Source organism: Roseibium algicola (genome assembly GCF_001999245.1).
GTDB lineage: Bacteria > Pseudomonadota > Alphaproteobacteria > Rhizobiales > Stappiaceae > Roseibium > Roseibium algicola.
The window spans coordinates 3,901,910-3,919,308 of the sequence record NZ_CP019630.1; the positions used below are offsets into that span (position 1 = coordinate 3,901,910).

14 protein-coding genes are annotated in these 17,399 nt (G+C 60.8%); 4 read left to right on the top strand and 10 right to left on the bottom strand.

Annotated features, from left to right (window positions below):
- Window positions 1–116: 116 nt before the first annotated feature.
- Window positions 117–1,223, top strand: coding sequence for a YeeE/YedE family protein (locus tag B0E33_RS18050; protein ID WP_077291947.1), 1,107 nt, complete (start codon window positions 117–119; stop codon window positions 1,221–1,223).
- A gap of 25 nt (window positions 1,224–1,248) precedes the next feature.
- On the opposite strand, the gene B0E33_RS18055 is transcribed toward B0E33_RS18050, so the two are convergent.
- On the bottom strand, window positions 1,249–2,187 hold the full coding sequence (locus B0E33_RS18055) for an MBL fold metallo-hydrolase (protein ID WP_077291948.1): 939 nt from the start codon (window positions 2,185–2,187) through the stop codon (window positions 1,249–1,251).
- Window positions 2,188–2,312: 125 nt separating this feature from the next.
- Between B0E33_RS18055 and B0E33_RS18060 the strand changes: the two genes are divergently transcribed.
- Window positions 2,313–3,419 (top strand): YeeE/YedE family protein, encoded by a 1,107-nt coding sequence (locus B0E33_RS18060; RefSeq protein ID WP_055656110.1) that lies wholly within the window; start codon window positions 2,313–2,315, stop codon window positions 3,417–3,419.
- Between the two features lie 52 nt (window positions 3,420–3,471).
- Here B0E33_RS18060 and B0E33_RS18065 read toward each other — a convergent pair whose 3' ends face one another.
- The 4 genes from B0E33_RS18065 to B0E33_RS18080 form a co-directional block, all read right to left on the bottom strand.
- Entirely contained in the window at window positions 3,472–4,914 is a 1,443-nt protein-coding gene (locus B0E33_RS18065; protein WP_077291949.1) for an SH3 domain-containing protein, read from the bottom strand.
- Window positions 4,915–5,048: 134 nt separating this feature from the next.
- Complete coding sequence (locus tag B0E33_RS18070) at window positions 5,049–6,494, bottom strand: caspase family protein (RefSeq protein ID WP_077291950.1); 1,446 nt, start codon at window positions 6,492–6,494, stop codon at window positions 5,049–5,051.
- Window positions 6,491–8,095, bottom strand: coding sequence for a caspase family protein (locus tag B0E33_RS18075; RefSeq protein ID WP_077291951.1), 1,605 nt, complete (start codon window positions 8,093–8,095; stop codon window positions 6,491–6,493). Before B0E33_RS18075 ends, B0E33_RS18070 begins: the two co-directional genes overlap by 4 nt.
- 9 nt (window positions 8,096–8,104) lie before the next feature.
- Window positions 8,105–9,091 carry an OmpA family protein gene (locus B0E33_RS18080; RefSeq protein ID WP_167579556.1) on the bottom strand — a complete coding sequence of 329 codons (987 nt, stop codon included), beginning with the start codon at window positions 9,089–9,091 and terminating at the stop codon, window positions 8,105–8,107.
- 280 nt (window positions 9,092–9,371) lie between these two features.
- Here B0E33_RS18080 and B0E33_RS18085 point away from each other — a divergent pair, with 280 nt between their 5' ends.
- Entirely contained in the window at window positions 9,372–10,583 is a 1,212-nt protein-coding gene (locus B0E33_RS18085) for a caspase family protein (RefSeq protein WP_167579557.1), read from the top strand.
- Between the two features lie 147 nt (window positions 10,584–10,730).
- Here B0E33_RS18085 and B0E33_RS18090 read toward each other — a convergent pair whose 3' ends face one another.
- Entirely contained in the window at window positions 10,731–11,399 is a 669-nt protein-coding gene (locus B0E33_RS18090) for an OmpA family protein (protein ID WP_077291954.1), read from the bottom strand.
- Window positions 11,400–11,581: 182 nt separating this feature from the next.
- Here B0E33_RS18090 and B0E33_RS18095 point away from each other — a divergent pair, with 182 nt between their 5' ends.
- Window positions 11,582–13,210, top strand: coding sequence for a COG3904 family protein (locus B0E33_RS18095; RefSeq protein ID WP_156912428.1), 1,629 nt, complete (start codon window positions 11,582–11,584; stop codon window positions 13,208–13,210).
- Here the strand turns inward: B0E33_RS18095 and uxuA are convergent.
- The 4 genes from uxuA to kduI are packed head-to-tail and all read right to left on the bottom strand — an operon-like array spanning window position 13,207 to window position 17,384.
- Entirely contained in the window at window positions 13,207–14,394 is a 1,188-nt protein-coding gene (gene uxuA, locus B0E33_RS18100; protein ID WP_062487449.1) for a mannonate dehydratase, read from the bottom strand. The two genes, B0E33_RS18095 and uxuA, sit on opposite strands and share 4 nt — an antisense overlap.
- Window positions 14,391–15,857, bottom strand: coding sequence for a mannitol dehydrogenase family protein (locus B0E33_RS18105; protein WP_077291956.1), 1,467 nt, complete (start codon window positions 15,855–15,857; stop codon window positions 14,391–14,393). Before B0E33_RS18105 ends, uxuA begins: the two co-directional genes overlap by 4 nt.
- Window positions 15,835–16,563, bottom strand: a complete 729-nt coding sequence (gene kduD / locus B0E33_RS18110; protein WP_055656093.1) for a 2-dehydro-3-deoxy-D-gluconate 5-dehydrogenase KduD — start codon at window positions 16,561–16,563, stop codon at window positions 15,835–15,837. The genes B0E33_RS18105 and kduD overlap by 23 nt, the downstream gene beginning before the upstream one ends.
- Window positions 16,560–17,384, bottom strand: coding sequence for a 5-dehydro-4-deoxy-D-glucuronate isomerase (gene kduI, locus B0E33_RS18115; protein ID WP_077291957.1), 825 nt, complete (start codon window positions 17,382–17,384; stop codon window positions 16,560–16,562). The genes kduD and kduI overlap by 4 nt, the downstream gene beginning before the upstream one ends.
- Between the last annotated feature and the right edge of the window lie 15 nt (window positions 17,385–17,399).

Below are 17,399 nucleotides of genomic sequence, written 5' to 3' on the forward strand. Positions count from 1 at the left end.
GATGCAGCAACGAGTTCGATTGCTGCAAATTTCGCTGCCTGCTACGGTTTGAAAAATCGCCGAAAGAGCGAGTACGGGAAACGCGGCCGGAATAACCGGCGGAGGGTAGGACGCGTATGGTCAATCTCGATCCGGCGGTGCTGACACCGCTTCTGGGTGTGCTCGCGGGGTGCGTGCTGGGGTTCGTTGCCAGGTCAAACCACTTCTGTACGCTGTCGGCCCTGGAAAGGCACTGGTACGCGGGCGACAGCAGCGCGCTCAGGACCTGGGTGCTTGCTTCCGTATCCGCGCTGATCGGCACACAGCTGCTCGTCGCCTTCGGCATGGCCGACACGGCTGCCTCCTTTTACCTGTCACCGGAATTTGCCTGGACGGGCGCCATTCTCGGCGGCTTCATGTTCGGCATCGGTATGGCGCTTGTCGGCACCTGCGGTTTCGGCGCGGTTCTGCGTCTGGGTGGCGGCAGCCTCCGGGCTCTCGTGGTGCTGACGGTGATCGGCCTGTCGGCACTGGCCGCCCAAAGGGGCATCGTCGGCATCGTGCGAGTGCCGATCGTCGATGATCTTGCCGTTTCCTTCACCGCAAGCGGCAGCCAGTCCATGGGCGACATTGTCTCGACCCTGGTGGGCATGAAGCTGCAGGGTGTGGTTGCCATCGTGCTCGCTTTGGCCGGTCTGTTCTGGATCTTCAAATCGGCGTCCTATCGCCGGCAATGGAGCAAGATCGGAACCGGTGTTGTCATCGGCAGCGTGATCGCCTTCGGCTGGTGGGCGACAACCTTCCTTGCTGGACGCTCCTTCGATCCGATCCAGATCGAGGCCGGATCCTTCGTGGTACCGGTTGGTGACACCATCATGCAGCTGATCACCTATACGGGGACCCTGCCGGATTACGGCGTCGGTCTGATTGCCGGTACGCTGGTCGGCGCCGTGGTCGCGGCCATGTGGAAACGGGATATCCGCTGGGAAGCATGCGACGATGCACGCGAACTCGGCCGCCATCTTCTGGGTGGCACCCTGATGGGTGTCGGCGGGGTGTTTTCCATGGGCTGCACGGTGGGGCAGGGCATTACCGGCTTTTCCACGCTGGCGATTTCTGCGCCCATCGTGATGGTATCCATGGCACTCGGTGCGCGGGTCGGGCTTGCCTGGCTTGTGGAAGGCAACGTCCTTGCCGCCTTCCAGCGCAACCAGGGTAGTGCCCATCATTCGGCGGCGGAGTGAATCCCGGCACCTTTCATCCGGCAGTTCAGGCTGCGACGAAACTGTAGGCATCGCCGGTGCGTTCCACGTGCCCTCCACCGGGGTGGGGGAAGTGGTAACCGATGACGCGGGAGCCATCTTGCGCCAGTCGGTCGAGCAGCGCCTTGCGGGTGGCAATGCCCATATCGCGGTCCTGATCGGAGCCGGAAGCCCAGCCGGGTTTTTCGAAAGAAATCACTGTGTTGGAAATCGCGTCGCCCACCACCAGCAGGCTCTCGGATCCGCCGTGCAGCATGTAGGACATGTGCCCCGGAGTGTGACCCGCCGTGTCGACCGCCTCAACGCCTAGAAGCACTTCCTGGCCCGGCTTGATCATGTTCACCCGGTCTTCGATCACGTCGAAACGCGCCTGTGCCCCGACCACGAAACTCTTGCGCTCCTCCGGCGTCTTGGCCAGCGTATCGTCGGCGCGCCAGTAGTCCCATTCGGCCTGTGGCATCCAGATCTGCGCTTCCGGGTAAAGCGGATCGTCGAAATCGTCCAGGATGCCCCAAAGGTGGTCCGGGTGGGCGTGGGTGAAGACAATGTCGGTGATGTCCGACGGATCGATACCGGCTTCCGCCAGGTGGCCCGGCAACTCACCTGCCGTCGACTGGAAATTGGCGCCTGATCCGACGTCGAAGAGGACTGTGCGGTCGCCGGTGCGGAGCAATGTGATGTTGCAATCCGGCGTCAGAGTGTCCGTGGCAAGGCCATGGGGTTTCAGCAGCGCCGCGATCTCTTCTTCGCTTTGCTCTGGCAAAATGAAGTTCATCGGCAGGGTCAGATGACCGTCGGAAAAGACGGTGATGTCGTGTGCGCCGAAGGTCAGGTTCGCGGTTGCGAAGGCAGGCGTTATCCGGCTGGCAAAACCCGCGGTCGCAAACGCGAGGCCTCCGGCAAGAACGTTGCGTCTCGTCAGATCTTTCCGAAATTGCCCGGACATGGCATCCTCCACATATTCAAACTTTTGAATTTATCTATGTTTCATTGAGAGAGGTCAATGCCCGTTGAAGCGAAAGGGCACCAAGCTGGTGGCAATCGAGGACGCAGTGTGCCCGGGAGGGGCCCATGGACCTGACATTTCTTCTGGACGAAATTTCCGAGCCCTGGTTGCTGGCAATCGGCGGGCTGGTTGTCGGCGTCCTTTTTGGCGCCTTTGCCCAGCAAAGCCGCTTTTGTCTGCGCGCTGCCAGCCTGGAATTCTCGCGCGGTGCGCCGAAGGACAGGTTGCCGGTCTGGCTCCTGACCTTTTCCGCGGCGGTTCTGTGCACGCAAGTGCTGATCCACCTGGGCGAAGTGCAGGCAAATGAAGCCCGCCAGTTGGCATCGCCGCAAAGCCTCTCCGGAGCTTTGCTGGGCGGGTTGATGTTCGGCACCGGCATGGTGCTGGCGCGCGGATGCGCAAGCCGTCTGCTGGTGCTTTCGGCCACCGGCAATCTGAGGGCGCTGCTCTCAGGACTCGTCTTTGCGGTTGTCGCCCAGGCGAGCCTGCGTGGCCTGTTGAAGCCGGTGCGCGAATGGTTTGCAGGTCTTTGGACGACAGGGGATATCGGCGGCAACAATCTGACCGAGATGCTGGGACTGAGCACATCCGTGACGCTTGGTTTCACGGCGCTCTGGCTGGTGGCGGGGCTAGTCTTTGCCTGGCGGTCGAGGGTGAAGGTCTGGCAGCTGGTGGCGGCAGCGGGCGCGGGGTTGGCAATTCCCCTGGCCTGGTGGTTCACATCCGCCATGGCCCGGCAGGCTTTCGACCCCGTGCAGGTGGAAGGCGTAACCTTCACCGGACCGTCCGCCGATGCCCTGATGCTGGTTCTGTCACCACCGGGCGATCTGCTTGATTTCGATGTCGGCTTGGTGCCCGGCGTCTTTCTGGGCTCGTTCCTGGCGGCTTTCGTGACGCGGGAACTCGCCCTGCAGGGGTTCGAAGGCGGCAAGTCGATGGCGCGCTACCTCACCGGAGCAACGCTCATGGGGTTCGGCGGCATGCTTGCCGGCGGCTGTGCCGTCGGGGCCGGTATCACAGGAGCTTCCATCTTCGCGCTGACGGCGTGGATCACCCTGACCGCCATCTGGCTGTCTGCCGGTGTTGCCGACCGCCTGCTGACAAGCTATGACGCCCGGCAGCAGACGGTCGGTGGGTCTCCTGCAGCAGAACAGGTGAAAACCGCAGCCTGAAGGCAAAGCAGGAAGAGGCCTTGCCTGCCGGGAGCTGACGGGGTCAAGGCCCTTATCGACCTATCATGGTTTCTTCTGTTGCCGGACGGGTGAACTGGTCGAATTCGGAAACGAAGCGGGCACTGATCCAGCCGCCGGTGGACAGTTGATACCAGACACCTTGCGGCCCCGAGACGATACGGCAATCGGAAATCTTGACCTTGTCGCCGATCTGCACCCGGCCAACGGCTTCCGCATCGAGAGAAGGGTTCTGGCGAACGTTGACGTCCCGCGCGATGGTGCGCTCCCACGAATTCCAGTCCGTCAGAGCGGTCGGTGTTTCCTCGCCGATGTCGTAGTCGATGACATCGCTCGTCCAGTAGGCGTATTCGGTCGTCAGCGTGCCGCCGTGGCAACTGGCTGCGTCGGCAAGCAGCGCATTGGTCACTTTCGGCAGGGTATCGTCGAAAGGTCCCGGCATTGCGCACCATGTGGGGGCGTCATACCCGCCCTTCGCACAGGGTAGCGAACCGGAGGTGATGCGCATGCCGACGGTGCCGTCTTCGGAAAGTTCTACGGTGCAATAAGCAACGCCATTGTGGCTGGCGGCGATACGGCGTGACCCCAACTCTTGGATGAGATCTTCCAGCTTGGTTTCCTGCGGGTTCGGACCAGACCCGTCAATTGCGCCGAATTCATATTCGACTTCAGATTTCCTGATTGAATTGTCTGCCTGGAAAAGCTGCGTGCACATGGCGCCAACCGTGTCCATGTAAAGGGCGCTCTTGTTGATCGGGTCGGCAATAGTGCCGGCTGAAACCGGCGTCAGGCCCATCGCGTAGGACCGAATGCCACCAGCCAGATAAAAGAAGCTGTCGGCAGTACGGTGGGACAGGGCCTCTTGCAGCAGAATGGACGGGGCAATGCCGCCCTTGATCAGCTTGACGTAGGTCTGCGTCACTTCATAGGCCAGGTTCATGGCTTCCTTGACCGCAACAAGCTGGTTGGCCTTCTCCTCCGGCAGGAACGCCATGTGGTACCCGAGTGCCGCGCCAGCTTCCAGAAAGCGGATATCGCCGCCATAAACAGCGTTGCGCGGGGTCGCTGCCAGGGTGAAGGCGAGTGCGCAGGCGGACAGGCACTCGTTACCGTTGAGAACGAAGACACCGTTGAGATCCGGGTCCTGCGAGCCAACGTTGTATTGCAGATACTGGCCGATGCGGATGCCTTCCAGAAAGCTGCCGCCGGGGCTGTCGAAGACGATAAATTTGCCCCAGGTGCCGTCGAGAGCAGCCTTCAGCTTTTCCAGATCTCCTTTTTCGATGACGCCGGAAATCAGGAATATCGTTCCCTGCAGTTCATTGACCACGCTGCCGGCAGACCCTTTGCCCGGATACAACGGCTTCAATTGTGCCAATCGCGGTGCGAGATCGGGACGCTGTGTGATCTCGGCGGCAGAAAGCTGCGAAACCGAGAAAACCAGCGAAAGACAGAAAACGATGGATTTGAGCAACATGGGTACCGTCGACTGCTGAGTGAAGCGGGCGCCGGGCCGCCCCGATGATCTTGACCAAACGAGGTCTTGGAAAGTGCCTGTTTGCGATGCTTGAAGGTGAAGTGTGAGGCCTGCTTGAGCAAGCCTGCAAGGGATTACTGCCGGATTTCATAATCCTGATAACCGGCCGCCCAACGGGCGCTGCGATTGGCGTTGTCCGCGGTCCAGACCTTGTTGAGGCGGCCGGAAAGTTCCTTCATGAAATCGATCTTGTCGCCGATCGGCTCGAATTCGCCGTTGGCAGCAAGAAGGTTTTCCAGGTCCACCGGATCCTCGGTCACGATCGCCAGCAGCTTGCCCTTGCCCGCTGGTGCCTCTGCCTCGAAGCTGAAGCCGTAGGACGGGTCGGGAACCGTGAGTGCGGAGTTGGCGCGGATGCGGCCGGTCTTGCCGGCGGAGCGATCCTCATCGGTCGGGAACAGCAGCACCAGATCGTCTTCGACGGTCAAGTCGAAAAGGGTCAGGTAGCCATCGACCCCGCTGGTGAGCTGGAATTGCACCTCGTCACCGATCTGGTGTACGGAGCCGGGCAGGATGGAGACCTTGATTTCCTGAGAGGATTGTTCCGGAAGCACGTCGGAAACATCGTCGGCGGTATTTCCGGTTACCGTCTGGACGGGGCCTTCGGCCGAAGCCGGTTGCAGAATGAAGGCTTCGTTGCGCGGTGACATGTTCGGCGTGAACTGCAGATCACGGCAATCTTCCACGCGCTGGCACCATTGCTCGGTCCGCGGACGCAGATAGTTCAGAAGTTCCGCGGTGGTGACACGGCCATTGCCGTTGAGGTCGGCTTCGCGCGTGCGCAGGCCCCGGATCAGGTTCTGGGTAAAGATGCCCGAGCCGTTGGTTTCCCAGGCCAGCTGGTGCGGCAGGGCAGCGGACAGGGTCAGATGCACATTGGTTTCGCGTGCCAGAGGCTCTTCGTCACGCACCACCGGCAGGGACCTGGAAACGCCCGAGAACGGCAGGTAACGCGCTTTCGCATCAAGACCCTTGGAAACAAGATCCGGCACGACATCGCGGTTGACCGTACCTGAATGACAGGAATCGGCGATCAGGATCACTTCGCGGCCCTTCAGTGTGGACAGCGCGGAGGCAATCTCGTCGTCGGTGAGCATATCCTCGGCCCTTGCACCCCTGCGCCCGTAATCGGTCGGGACGAAGGTTTCATCGAGGCCGTCTTCCTCGTCGCCATTGCGATCGGGAACCTGCGAGCCGTGACCGGAATAATAAATGATGACGCGGTCACCCGGGCGCGTTTCACTGGCGAGCCAACCGGTGATGGAACCCAGAATGTTGTTCTTGGCTGCGCCTTCTTCCACCAGGATGCGGACATCGGAGGATGCAAAGCCCCAGTCGCCCTTGAGGAAATCCGCCATCTGGCGCACGTCGTTCGCAGGGCCTGAAAGCTGCGCGTCCGGTTCCAGATAGGGGTAGACGCCGGCGCCGATCAGCAATGCCTTTTGCGCGGCATGAACCGTGCCGGCGGACAGGCACAGGCACATGGTTGCCGCGAAGGCCTTGAGGTATCCGGTTTTCACTGAAGGTCTCCCTTTGCGCGCGTATAAAGCCCGACCCAGTCCAGGCCGAAGGACTGGCCGTCGAGCGTGTGGCCGATTTCCTTCGCCAGGGCGGCGAGATCATTGTTTTGTTGAGCGTCCTGAACCGCATCCACGAGATCGGGCATGGGGGACGGTGTGGTGATGGCGATGAGATGGTCGGCGCCGAAAGGCGGGATCACCGCGGATCGGAAGCTGTCAGTCCGGCCAGGCCGGAGCTTGCCTGCAGCCAGACCGCGCTTGCCTCTGCGAACGGGGCCGACCAGTTGAACTGCCCCGTTTGAAGCGAGGTTGAACAGGACCACATTTTCGTTGCCGGACGAGCGGATCGAGAATGTCACCTGCTCACCTTCGACATAGGTCCGGCTGCCGTCGGACAGGTCCAGTTCCGGACCTTCAGTTTCGGCAAAGCCGATCAGGAAGGCAAGGAAGCGCCATTTGTCGACGGTTGCCTGCAGGGCCTCAGCGGAAGGCGGGGCGGGAAACGAGGCAATCACGTCACCGGTCTTGTAGACCAGTGAAGAGCCATCACCGTCGTAAATCAGATCGGCCTCTGCCTTGCTGTCGACCTTGCGGATGCCTGACAGGGCGGGAATTGTCTCGCCGGGGGTGGTGTAGAGCGTCAGTTCCGGTAGTCCGGCGCTCGGGGCAGGCGTACCGGCAGCATCATGCAGCAGGATTTCCAGGTCTCTGGATCCGGCATTGACCTCCGGCCGTTGCCGCCGTTCGGTATGGCGCTTGACCGAGCTGTTGACGTAACGCTTCAGCTCGGCCGTGTTCAAAACGCTGTTGCTGTCACCGTCCGCTTCACCCTCAAGAGCGCGGGAAAAGGCATAGGAGAGCGCACCGCGCAGCTCTTCGCCGATCCGCACTTCCTGGGTGACCTTGTTGCGGTCCTGGGCATAAAGCCAGATGACATTTTGAAGTGCATCTTCCTCAACTTCGCCAAGTTGCCTGACCCGGTCGGCAATCCGGTCCGAGGATTTGTCGACCCGAACATCGGCAACGCGCACATTTACTTCGGCGCGGAAATCGGCCGCCCGGGCCATATCGCCTGCAAAACAGCTGTCGGCGACGAAGACGACGGTTGCTTCCTTTTCTTCAGCCAGCAGATGGCCGACCTCGTTGTCGATGATTCGCTCGTTGACACCCGGGCCGGTTTCGTCGAAGCCCGCCAGCAGGAACATGTTGTCGAGTTCTTCGTGCCCGGGAAGGATCGCTTCCTGCCGGGCACCGTGACCGGCATAATGAAACACCAGCGTATCCCCCGGGCCGGCAAGCTCCGTCAGCTCCCGCCACGAGGCAAAGACGTTGTCCCGCGTGGCGTCGGCGTCGGTCAGCAGGATGACCTTGCTGGCCTCCAGCTTTTCCAGTGTTCCGGCAACATCTCTCGCGTCATTGACGGCGCCCTTGAGGTCAGTGATGTGCTGATAGTCGTCAATGCCGATGACGAGGCCGTAGAGATTGCCGGCAAATGCGGGAAGCGGCGCGGCAAGGCCTGCTGCAAGCACGAGGGCAGGGGCAAATCCCGGCACCCGCTTTCTCAGGAAAGCCGCGGAGGCCGGCAGAATGGATCTGGTCATGCGGGCCGCCTATTTCTGGACGAATTCAACGCGCCGGTGCGCCTGATTGCGCACGTCCTCGGTGTAGAGGGATGGATCGTCGAACTGGAACGGCTGGCTTTCACCCATGCCAAGCACCTCGATGGAGCCGGAGTATCCGGCTGCCAGCAAGGCGCTACGTACGGCCTCGGCACGCTTCATGGACAGTTGCATGTTGTAGGCATCAGAGCCGACCGGATCGGTATGGCCGACGACCTGGATGTCCGGGGAACCCTGCTTTTCCAGGGCCTCCTGCACGTCTTCAAAGCTGGTCCGGCCGGCTTTGGTCATGACATCCTGATCGTAGACGAACTGGATCGGAACCAGGGTCTTCTTGCGTTTGTAGCCGCGCGTGGAAAAGCTGTATTGCGAGATCGACTGTCCGCTGCGGGTGACCGGGATCTTGATGTCTCCCGGTTCCTCTGAAATCTGGGCCACGACCACCGCCAGCTCATCCAGGCGGTCGCGCAGCCGGGCGATCATGGCATGTGCCGGTTCCGCAGGGGTCAGCTCGGTGTCATCCACCAGGCCAAGGGCTTCCTGATAGGCGCGGAACGCGGGCAGGGTTTGCTGCTGCTTGCGCAGAATTTCTCCGAGCAGATAGGAAATACGCCAGTGGCTGCCGAATTCCTGAAGGTCGGCCAAGTCCTGTTTCAGGGTTTCAAGGCTGCCGGTATAGCCTTCAAGATCCTGAAACGGCGCGATGACGTCGAGCCGCGCATCGATGATTTCCTTGCCAAAGCCTTCCACCACCATGCCGTCGCAATCGCTGTCATTGAAGGCCTGGTCGTAGATCCTGACGCGGTCTTCGTGACCGGCGCTCAGCGGCATCGCAAGCCAGTCCTTCTGAATGCTCTCGCATGAAACGAGTTGTGCGGAAGCGTCAGTGGTCAGGAGGGGCAGGGCGATGACGGCGGAGACGGCAAGGCCCGCCAGATGCATAAGGTGGGCGGGTAAAACAGTTCGGATAAGCGGCATGCTGGAAAGTCTCTCCAACTCTTGCATGATAAATTATAAAATAGGTCGGTCTGGCGGGTGTTTGCAGCGAAAGGTTGAGGGCCGGTTGTTTCCGGGCTCGCAGACGTTGCAACTGACGCACCGGTGTAAAATCCCGGTTGCTTCTCCGTTCCTTATTGCGTTTCAATCTGTTCGCAAGACAACATCACGCAGGGTCGCTTGAGTCAATTGTCAGGGCGTCATGAGGTATTTCAAATTGATGATTTCTAAGGATGAGGTTGCAGTGGTGCCGGGCGGTCAAATGTCGAGATGTGTCAGGCTTCTGACGGGGTTCTGCTGTCTTTTTCTGATGGCCGCCGGTCTGGCGAAGGCAGAGGAAAACCGCTTTGCGCTTGTTATCGGTAATTCGTCCTACGAGCAGATCGGCCGGCTCGGTAACCCGGGACGGGATGCGGATCTTGTCGCCAAGTCGCTGGAAGCGGTCGGATTCGAAGTTTCGGTTCATTTCGACCTTGATGAGGACGGTCTTGGCAAGGTCCTGGACGATCTTGCCGATCGTGCTCCGGACCTGGATGTGGCGGTGCTCTATTTCGCAGGCCATGGCATTCAGAAGGATGGTGAGAATTTTCTGATCCCTGTCGATGCGCAACTGAAGTCTGCGACCTCGATCGAACGGGAAACGGTCAGCCTGCGTTCGTTCATGGAGGTGATGGAAGAGGTGCCGATCAGTCTCCTGTTCCTTGATGCCTGCCGCAACAACCCCTTTGCCGAACATCTGTTGTCGCAGTCCTCCTCCGACGGGCGGTCCACCGGGATCACCCGCGGGCTTGCCCCTATCCGCACCGTTGGCGACATGCTGGTCACTTTTGCCACCTTGCCGAATTCCGTTGCAAAGGATGGTGCCGGACAGAACTCGCCTTTTGCCAAGGCGCTGGCCCGCCACGTCGCCACACCGGATGCGGAAGTCTCCGTCTTGATGAAGCGGGTGACGCGTGACGTGATGGCCGAGACCGACGGCGAGCAGCGGCCGCAGCAGCTGTCTCAGATGCAGACGGAATTCTATTTCAAGCGCACCAACGCAGCCGCTCCGGAGACAGATGATCAGCAGACCCTGCTGGCGGTCTATCCCGGTTCGGTCAGTGCCGGCGAGGAAGTCTCGGTTCTGGCGGATGTGCCGCAGCAGTGCGCACCGGATTTCTTTAACATAACGCCGTCAAACCGGGTGACGCCGATCCCGACTTCGTACTTCAAGACGGTTGAACTCGGCGGCGGCAAGATCCGGTACGAAATCTCGCCCGGCTCGCGCTATGGGCTGGTCGTGGAAGAAGCGGACGAGAAGGGGGCGAACCGCATCGGCTTCTTCTGCTCAATGGGACCGGCTTTTTCCGATCAGCAGAAAAAGGAAGTGCTCAGGCGGATCAACGGACAGCTCGCGCAAAACGAGATGTCCGGGACCATCGGGTCCGACCCGGAACGGGTCGCCTATCATTTTGCCGAGTTCAAGATCAACTGACGCAGGAGAAGAAGCGGGTCGCTTTCAACGAAGATGCGCCCGCGCTCTAAAACCGAAAGGTCTGTACATCCCCGATCCCAGCCCGCGCCTCGATTGGCCGGGAGGACGTCGGGGTGGCGACTGTGTAGGCAGGTCCTCTTGTGAGGATCAGTTGACCGGCAGCAGGACCAGCTGGACGCGGCGGTTCTGTTCGCCGTAGGGATCGCTCTGGTCCTTCAGCCTGGAGGCGCCCATTCCGCTTGCCAGAACACGCTGCTCTGAAAGCCCACCCCAGGCTGCAACGAAACCTGCGACCGTCTGGGCGCGCTGTTGCGAGAGGGCAAGATTGTACTGTGCGCTGCCCTTTGCATCTGTGTGGCCAAGCAGCAGGAAGCGATAGTTCTTGAACTTGTCCTGGCTCAGAATGCGCGAGAGTTCGGTAATCTTCGCGGCCTGGTCCGGACGCAGCGAAGCCGAGTTGTAATCAAACAGGATTTCCATGTCGATCGTCGGCAGTGGTGCCGATGACGCGGTTTCCGAAGAGCCGCCGGCTGGTGGCGGGGTGGAGGCAGCACCTTCTCGATCGACAAGCTTGAGATTCACGACATCGTCCATCGACAGGGCGGTGTTTGACTTGAATTCCGAGTTGCTGCAGGCGGCCTGATCAAGCAGGCATTTTTCCATGTCGGTCTCCGCCGGGGCACTGGCGTCACGCGAGGCGGAAGTTGCGGGTTTGGTGTCGCCGCCAAGATCGAAATCCTCAAGCGTGATAGTGCTTTGCGCCGCGGCAGGCAGGGCCAGGGAAATAAAAATCAAAAGAAATGCAAAAGGCTTCATGGCAATATCCCGAACCGTTACGTGGTCGTTTCACGGATTGATCCGTTTCTACCATACGGCTGGCAAAAAATGAAAGTGGCCACTGCGTCAGTGGGATATTTGACGCTGTCCCATCATCCCTGCCACATTTGCGGCCTTACAAAATCAAATTGCAGACAATTGGATTGAATGAGGGGCTGATCATGTTGCGAAACGCTGTAGCGGCGGTGGCGGGAAAAGGCGTTGCCCGAAGCGTAATACAGACGCTTGCGTCGGTGACTGTATGTATTCCTGCCTTTTCGGTGGCCCATGCTGCGGAAATGCGTCTTCTCGACAGCAATCCTGCATCAGCCGCCGGCTACCAGCTTCTGGACCTTGGGACGGTGAGCGCAGAAGCCGTCGGTCACGCCAAGGGCCTTGAAGACGGTTTCACATCGAAGAGTGCCGTCAAGGACGGGTCGCTGCCCTATTTCGAAAACGGCATCGCAGGCGATGGCGCGCATACCTATGAGACACTGCATATCGTGCCGGCCTGGGGTGGTCTCAAGACGGGCAAGGTCATATCCCTCGAGGGACAGATCCAGAAGGGGGACCTCGATCACCTGAAGGCTCTTGTGGAACGCACCGGCTTTTCGGACTGCCTGAGGCCCGGCTACTGCCCCTATAACAACGTGATTTCCCTCAACAGCCCGGGCGGCAACCTGCGCGAGGCGCTGGAAATCGGCAAATACATCGCGGAGCAGAACTTCATCACGCTGCTGCCGGAAAATGCCGTCTGCGAGTCCGCCTGTTCCCTGGTCTTTCTGGCGGGCTACACGCGATACGAGGGGTTCTTCTTTCCTCGCCGTTTTGCTCACGAAACCGCCCGTCTCGGCATTCATCAGCCTTATATCCAGCTTCCTGAGGGCAACTACAGCGCGGAGCAGGTCGGGCAGGTTGTTCAGCTGATCAATCGGGGCGTCAACGAGGTTACGGACTATTTCCTCAGCACAGGTATCGGCATCGGCTTCATGCGCAACATGTACGGCACGAAGCCCGGGTCCATGTATCACTTGTCCCTGGCGGAAATGGCTGCTGAAGGGATCTTCGTCGTTGGACGTCCGCAGGATCTGTCAAATCTCAGCCGCAGCCAGATGCTGTCCTATTGTTCCAGCCTGTATCAAGGACGCTTCAACACCGTGTCGCAGGACCTGCTGGCCAATCTGCAATCCAACGAACGCACTTTCCTGACCTATGTCACCGGGCAGAATTTTGTCTGCCTGGGGGTGAAGGGCCCGGATGGCGACAGCTGGCGGTCCTACGTCTGCGATGGCAGTTCGAAATGTCTGCTCGGTGACTTCGGGCAAGTGGCGCTGTTCGAACTGGAAGCCAACGGCAAGCTTTCGGGGTTTCGAGACCGGGATGCGTCGGCCTTGATGAACATTGCCGCAGGGATCGACAATACCGAGGTTGGTCTGGCGCTGAAGGAGTACAATCACCGGGTTGCGCTGCTCTATTTTGTCGAGCTGTTCGCCGAAAACATGGGAACGTTCGAGACATCCTTCAAACGCATCCCGGCAAGCCTCGCCTTTGCCGAGGTGCCCCGGGAGTTCTGCGGTCAGGTCGATGAATATGATGCCGGTCTTGTGCGGCTGGTGCAGGCCGGTCTCAACAACAGCGGCATCGACGTGGGTACTCCGGACGGGTCGCTCGGCCCGAACACGCGCAAGGCCATCGGGCGGGCCAACAAGGATCTGCTGAACCGCTCCGAAACCGTTATCGATCCGTCTCTTCTGAAGGCGCTGGGCGTGCCCGAAGACGAAGTCCGAGGGCATGTCCTGTGTAACGGCTAGGCCTGGACAGCGCGGCGAGCCGTCAAACCTGCGATAACGCCGCGCAGTTCCGCCAGTCCGCGCATTCGCCCGATCAGGGGATAGCCCGGATGCGCACCGCGGTCGGCGTCGCTCAGCAGCTCGTGGCCATGATCTGGCCGGAAGACGATTTCGTCATCTTTACGGCCCTCGTGTCGCCGTCCGGCTTCTTCGCCAAGAAGAACGCCGAGCAATGCAGGCATGTCGGTGTCGCCGCCAAGATGCGCTGCTTCCTCGAACGAACCATCCGGATCTTTCGCGACATTGCGCAGATGGGCGAAATGGATCTTGCCGGCAAAGCGTTCCGCGATTGCAGGGACATCGTTCTTCGGGTTGGCGCCAAGTGAGCCCGAGCACAGCGTCAGGCCATTGGACGGGCTGTCCACCGCCGACAGGATCCAGTCGATGTCGTCCGCATCCGAGACGATCCGCGGAAGACCGAGCAGATCCCGGGGCGGGTCATCCGGATGTACCGCCAGTTTCAGGCCAAGTTCTTCGGCCGCCGGGACCACTTCCTCCAGGAAGCGCTTGTGGTTTTGTCTGAGAGCCGCCCGGTCGAGTCCCTGATAGGGCACCAGTGCCTCACGCAGGCCGTTCGGGTCGTAACGATCATAGGCCCCGGGCAAACCCGCCATGATGGCCTGGGTCAAGCGGTCGAGGTCCGGCTGTTTTGCGGCATCAAACCAGCGTTTTGCCTCGACCAGAACCTGTTCGCAATAATCGTCTTCCGCCTTGGGTCGCTTGACCATGTAGATTTCGAAGGCCGCCATCCTGGCAGCGGAAAACCGCAGGCAGGTACCGCCACGTGCCACGGGCGCGGCCAGGTCCGTCCGGGTCCAGTCGAGCAACGGCATGAAGTTGTAGCAGATGACCTTTATGCCTTCAGCGGCCAGGTTTGCCATCGATTGCCGGTAGTTGGCGAAGAGTTCCGAAAGATCGCCTTCCCCGCGCTTGATGGCTTCGTGAACCGGCAGGCTTTCCACCACGGTCCAGTCGAAACCGGCAGCGTGGAGCCGGGTCCTGGTGTTCGCGATTGTTTCGCGAGGCCAGATCTGGCCGTAGGGAATTTCGTGCAGTGCCGTGACGATGCTGACAGCACCGGTCTGGGCGATTTCAGAAAGCGAGATGCGGTCATAGCCGCCATACCAGCGCCAACCTTCGATCATGACAGGGTTCCGATTGATTTGCCGACACCGTCAGCCTTCAAGGCAGCATAGGCGGCGGTGACGGGCGCCAGAATGGCAGCGGCGAGGTCGGGTTCGAAGACTTCGGTGACACCCAGAAGCGCTGCCACCTTGCCGGCGTCGCCATCGCTTTCTCCGACAAGAGACTTGAGGCGATCGCTCAACGGATCGCGCACGTCAATCGGCTTGCCTTTAAGATCGGTGCCGCCGACATAGATCATCCAGGCGGCAATCGCGAGGCAAAGGCCAGGGCAGTTTCGACCGTTCGTCAGGTTGTCGCGCACGGTGCCGAGAATGCGCTGAGGCAGTTTCTGGCTGCCGTCCATGGCGATCTGCCAGGTGCGGTGCCGGATGCCGGGATTTGCATAGCGTTCGAAAAGCGCATCCGCGTAGGCTTCCAGATCAACACCCGGCGGAGCCTCGAAGGACGGAATGATTTCCTGGCGCCACAGGTTTTTCACGAACCCGGCAAACAGCGGATCTGCAACGGTTTCGGCGATCGTCTCGTGCCCCGCGAGATAGCCGAGGTAAGCCAGCGAGGAATGCGTGCCGTTGAGCATACGCAACTTCATGTGCTCGAACGCGGTGACGCTCTCAACAAGCTCGACACCTACGGCACCGAGGTCCGGCCTCGCATCCGCGCCGTAAGCCGGGACGAAATCATCTTCCACCACCCACTGGCGGAACGGCTCATGCAGCACAGGGGCTGCATCGTAGCGGCCGGTCTTGCGGGCCAGGGCGTCGATATCCTCTGGTTTTGTGGCAGGCACGATCCGGTCGACCATGGTTGACGGGAAACGGCCTTCGGTTTCGATCCACGCGGCCAGTTCCGGATCGAGCCTCCCGGCAAGATCCAGGACAATCCGGCGGACCAGGCGGCCATTGTCCGGCAGGTTGTCACAGGTGAGCACGGTAAAGGGCGGCAAGCCGGCGGCCTTCCGTCTTGCAAGCGCCCGCACAAGGTAACCCGGAGCGGAGACAGGCAGCGCGGCTTTCAGGTCGTGTGTGATGTCCGGGTGATCGGCATTCAGTCTGCCGGTTGCCGGATCGTGGCAATAACCCTTTTCCGTCACGGTCAGGGTGACAATCCTGACGTCGGGATCCGCCATCGCGGCCAGCACGGCTTCCGGGTTTTCCCGTGCGACCAGCACATCCCGGATGATCTCTACCTGGCGAAGGGTTTCGCCTTCCGGGCCAAGTTCCTGCGCTGTGTAGACAAAGTCCTGCGGAGCCAGCTGGTCATGCATGCGTGGGCTTTGCAGGCTGACGCCGATGATGCCCCAGTTGTTCTGTCCGGTGCCGCCTGCAGCCTTCGTGGCTTCTTCTATGTAGATCGCTCCAAAGGCCCGGAAAAATGCTCCGAGCCCCAGATGAACGATGCCGGCTTTTGCCGCCGGTGTTGTTCTGGAAAGGCGCGGCAAGTCAGCGTGCAAGCCAGCCTCCATCCACATTGAGGACAGCACCGTGAATGTATTTTGCAGCCGGTGAAGCGAGAAAGACCGCGGCTTCTCCAATGTCGCTGGCTTCACCCCAGCGGCCGGCCGGAATGCGTTCCAGGATCTGCCGGCTGCGCTCCGGGTCGTCACGCAGGGCTTCGGTGTTGTTGGTGGCGATGTAACCCGGTGCAATGGCGTTGACATTGATGCCCCGCGCCGCCCATTCGTTCGCCAGCAGCTTGGTGATGCCTGCAACGCCGTGTTTGGCCGCGGTGTAGGACGCGACCTTGATACCGCCCTGGAAGGACAGCAGCGAGGCAATGTTGACGATTGCCCCGGTCCGGCCGGCGTTGAACGCGGCATTGCCGAAAGCCTGGCAGGTGAAGAAGACGGACTTCAGGTTGACGTCCATCACGTCGTCCCAGTCGGCTTCGCTGAAGCTGTCCGCCGTGCCGCGGCGGATGATGCCCGCATTGTTGACCAGGATGTCGATCTGTTCCGCCTCGAACAGTGGCATCGCAGCCATCGGGTCGGACAGATCGAGGTGCACATGGCGGCCCCTGGTTATCTGGGCCAGCGTTTCGTCGCAGTCGCGCCGGGCCGCGCACAGAACTTCGGCGCCTGCCTTGCTCATGGCGATGGCAATGGCCTGGCCGATGCCGGTGTTGGCGCCTGTCACCAGGGCGCGTTTGCCTTCCAGGGAAAACGGGCTCATCGCAGGTCTCCCATCGCGACCATGTCCATGTCGGTGAAGTCGACATTATCGCCGGCCATGGCCCAGCAGAACGTGTAGGCCCCCGTGCCGGCGCCGCAATGGATAGACCAGGGCGGAGAGACGACGGCGTCCTCGTTGGCCATCACCAGGTGCCGGGTCTCGTCCGGCTTGCCCATGAAGTGGAACACACGCTGGTCCGGGCCAAGTTCGAAATAGAGATAGGCTTCCATGCGCCGGTCGTGGACATGGGCCGGCATGGTGTTCCAGACCGAGCCGGGCGCAAACTGGGTGTAGCCCATAAGCAACTGGCAGCTTTCGGCGACTTCCGGATGCAGGAATTGCAGGATGACGCGCTCGTTGGAGGTTTCCGCCGAGCCGAGTTCCACCCGGCGCGCGTCCTTGACGGTGATCAGCCTGCTTGGGCAGGCCCGGTGTGCGGGCGCCGACAGGATGTAGAAGCGGCCCGGGCCGGAGAAGGTGACGGGTCCGGAGCCCATGCCGATGTAGAGCACATCTCCCTTGCCGACCTGATAGGTCTCGCCACCCGCCTTTACGGTGCCGGCCTCCCCGATATTGAGAATGCCGAGTTCGCGGCGGTCGAGGAGGGACGGGGTGCCGGCTTCCTTCACTTCATCCAGAACGAGTTCGCGAGTTCCGGGGACGGCGCCGCCCAGGATCAGCCGGTCGTAATGGGTGTAGATCAGGTTGATCTTGCCATCCTGGAAAAGGCCGGCGGCGTGGAAATGTTTGCGAAGACCCGTGGTGTCGAGGGTCTTGGCGGTGTCCGGGTCGATGGCGTAGCGGGTTTCAACGGTCAGCATGGCAAAGTCCTTGGG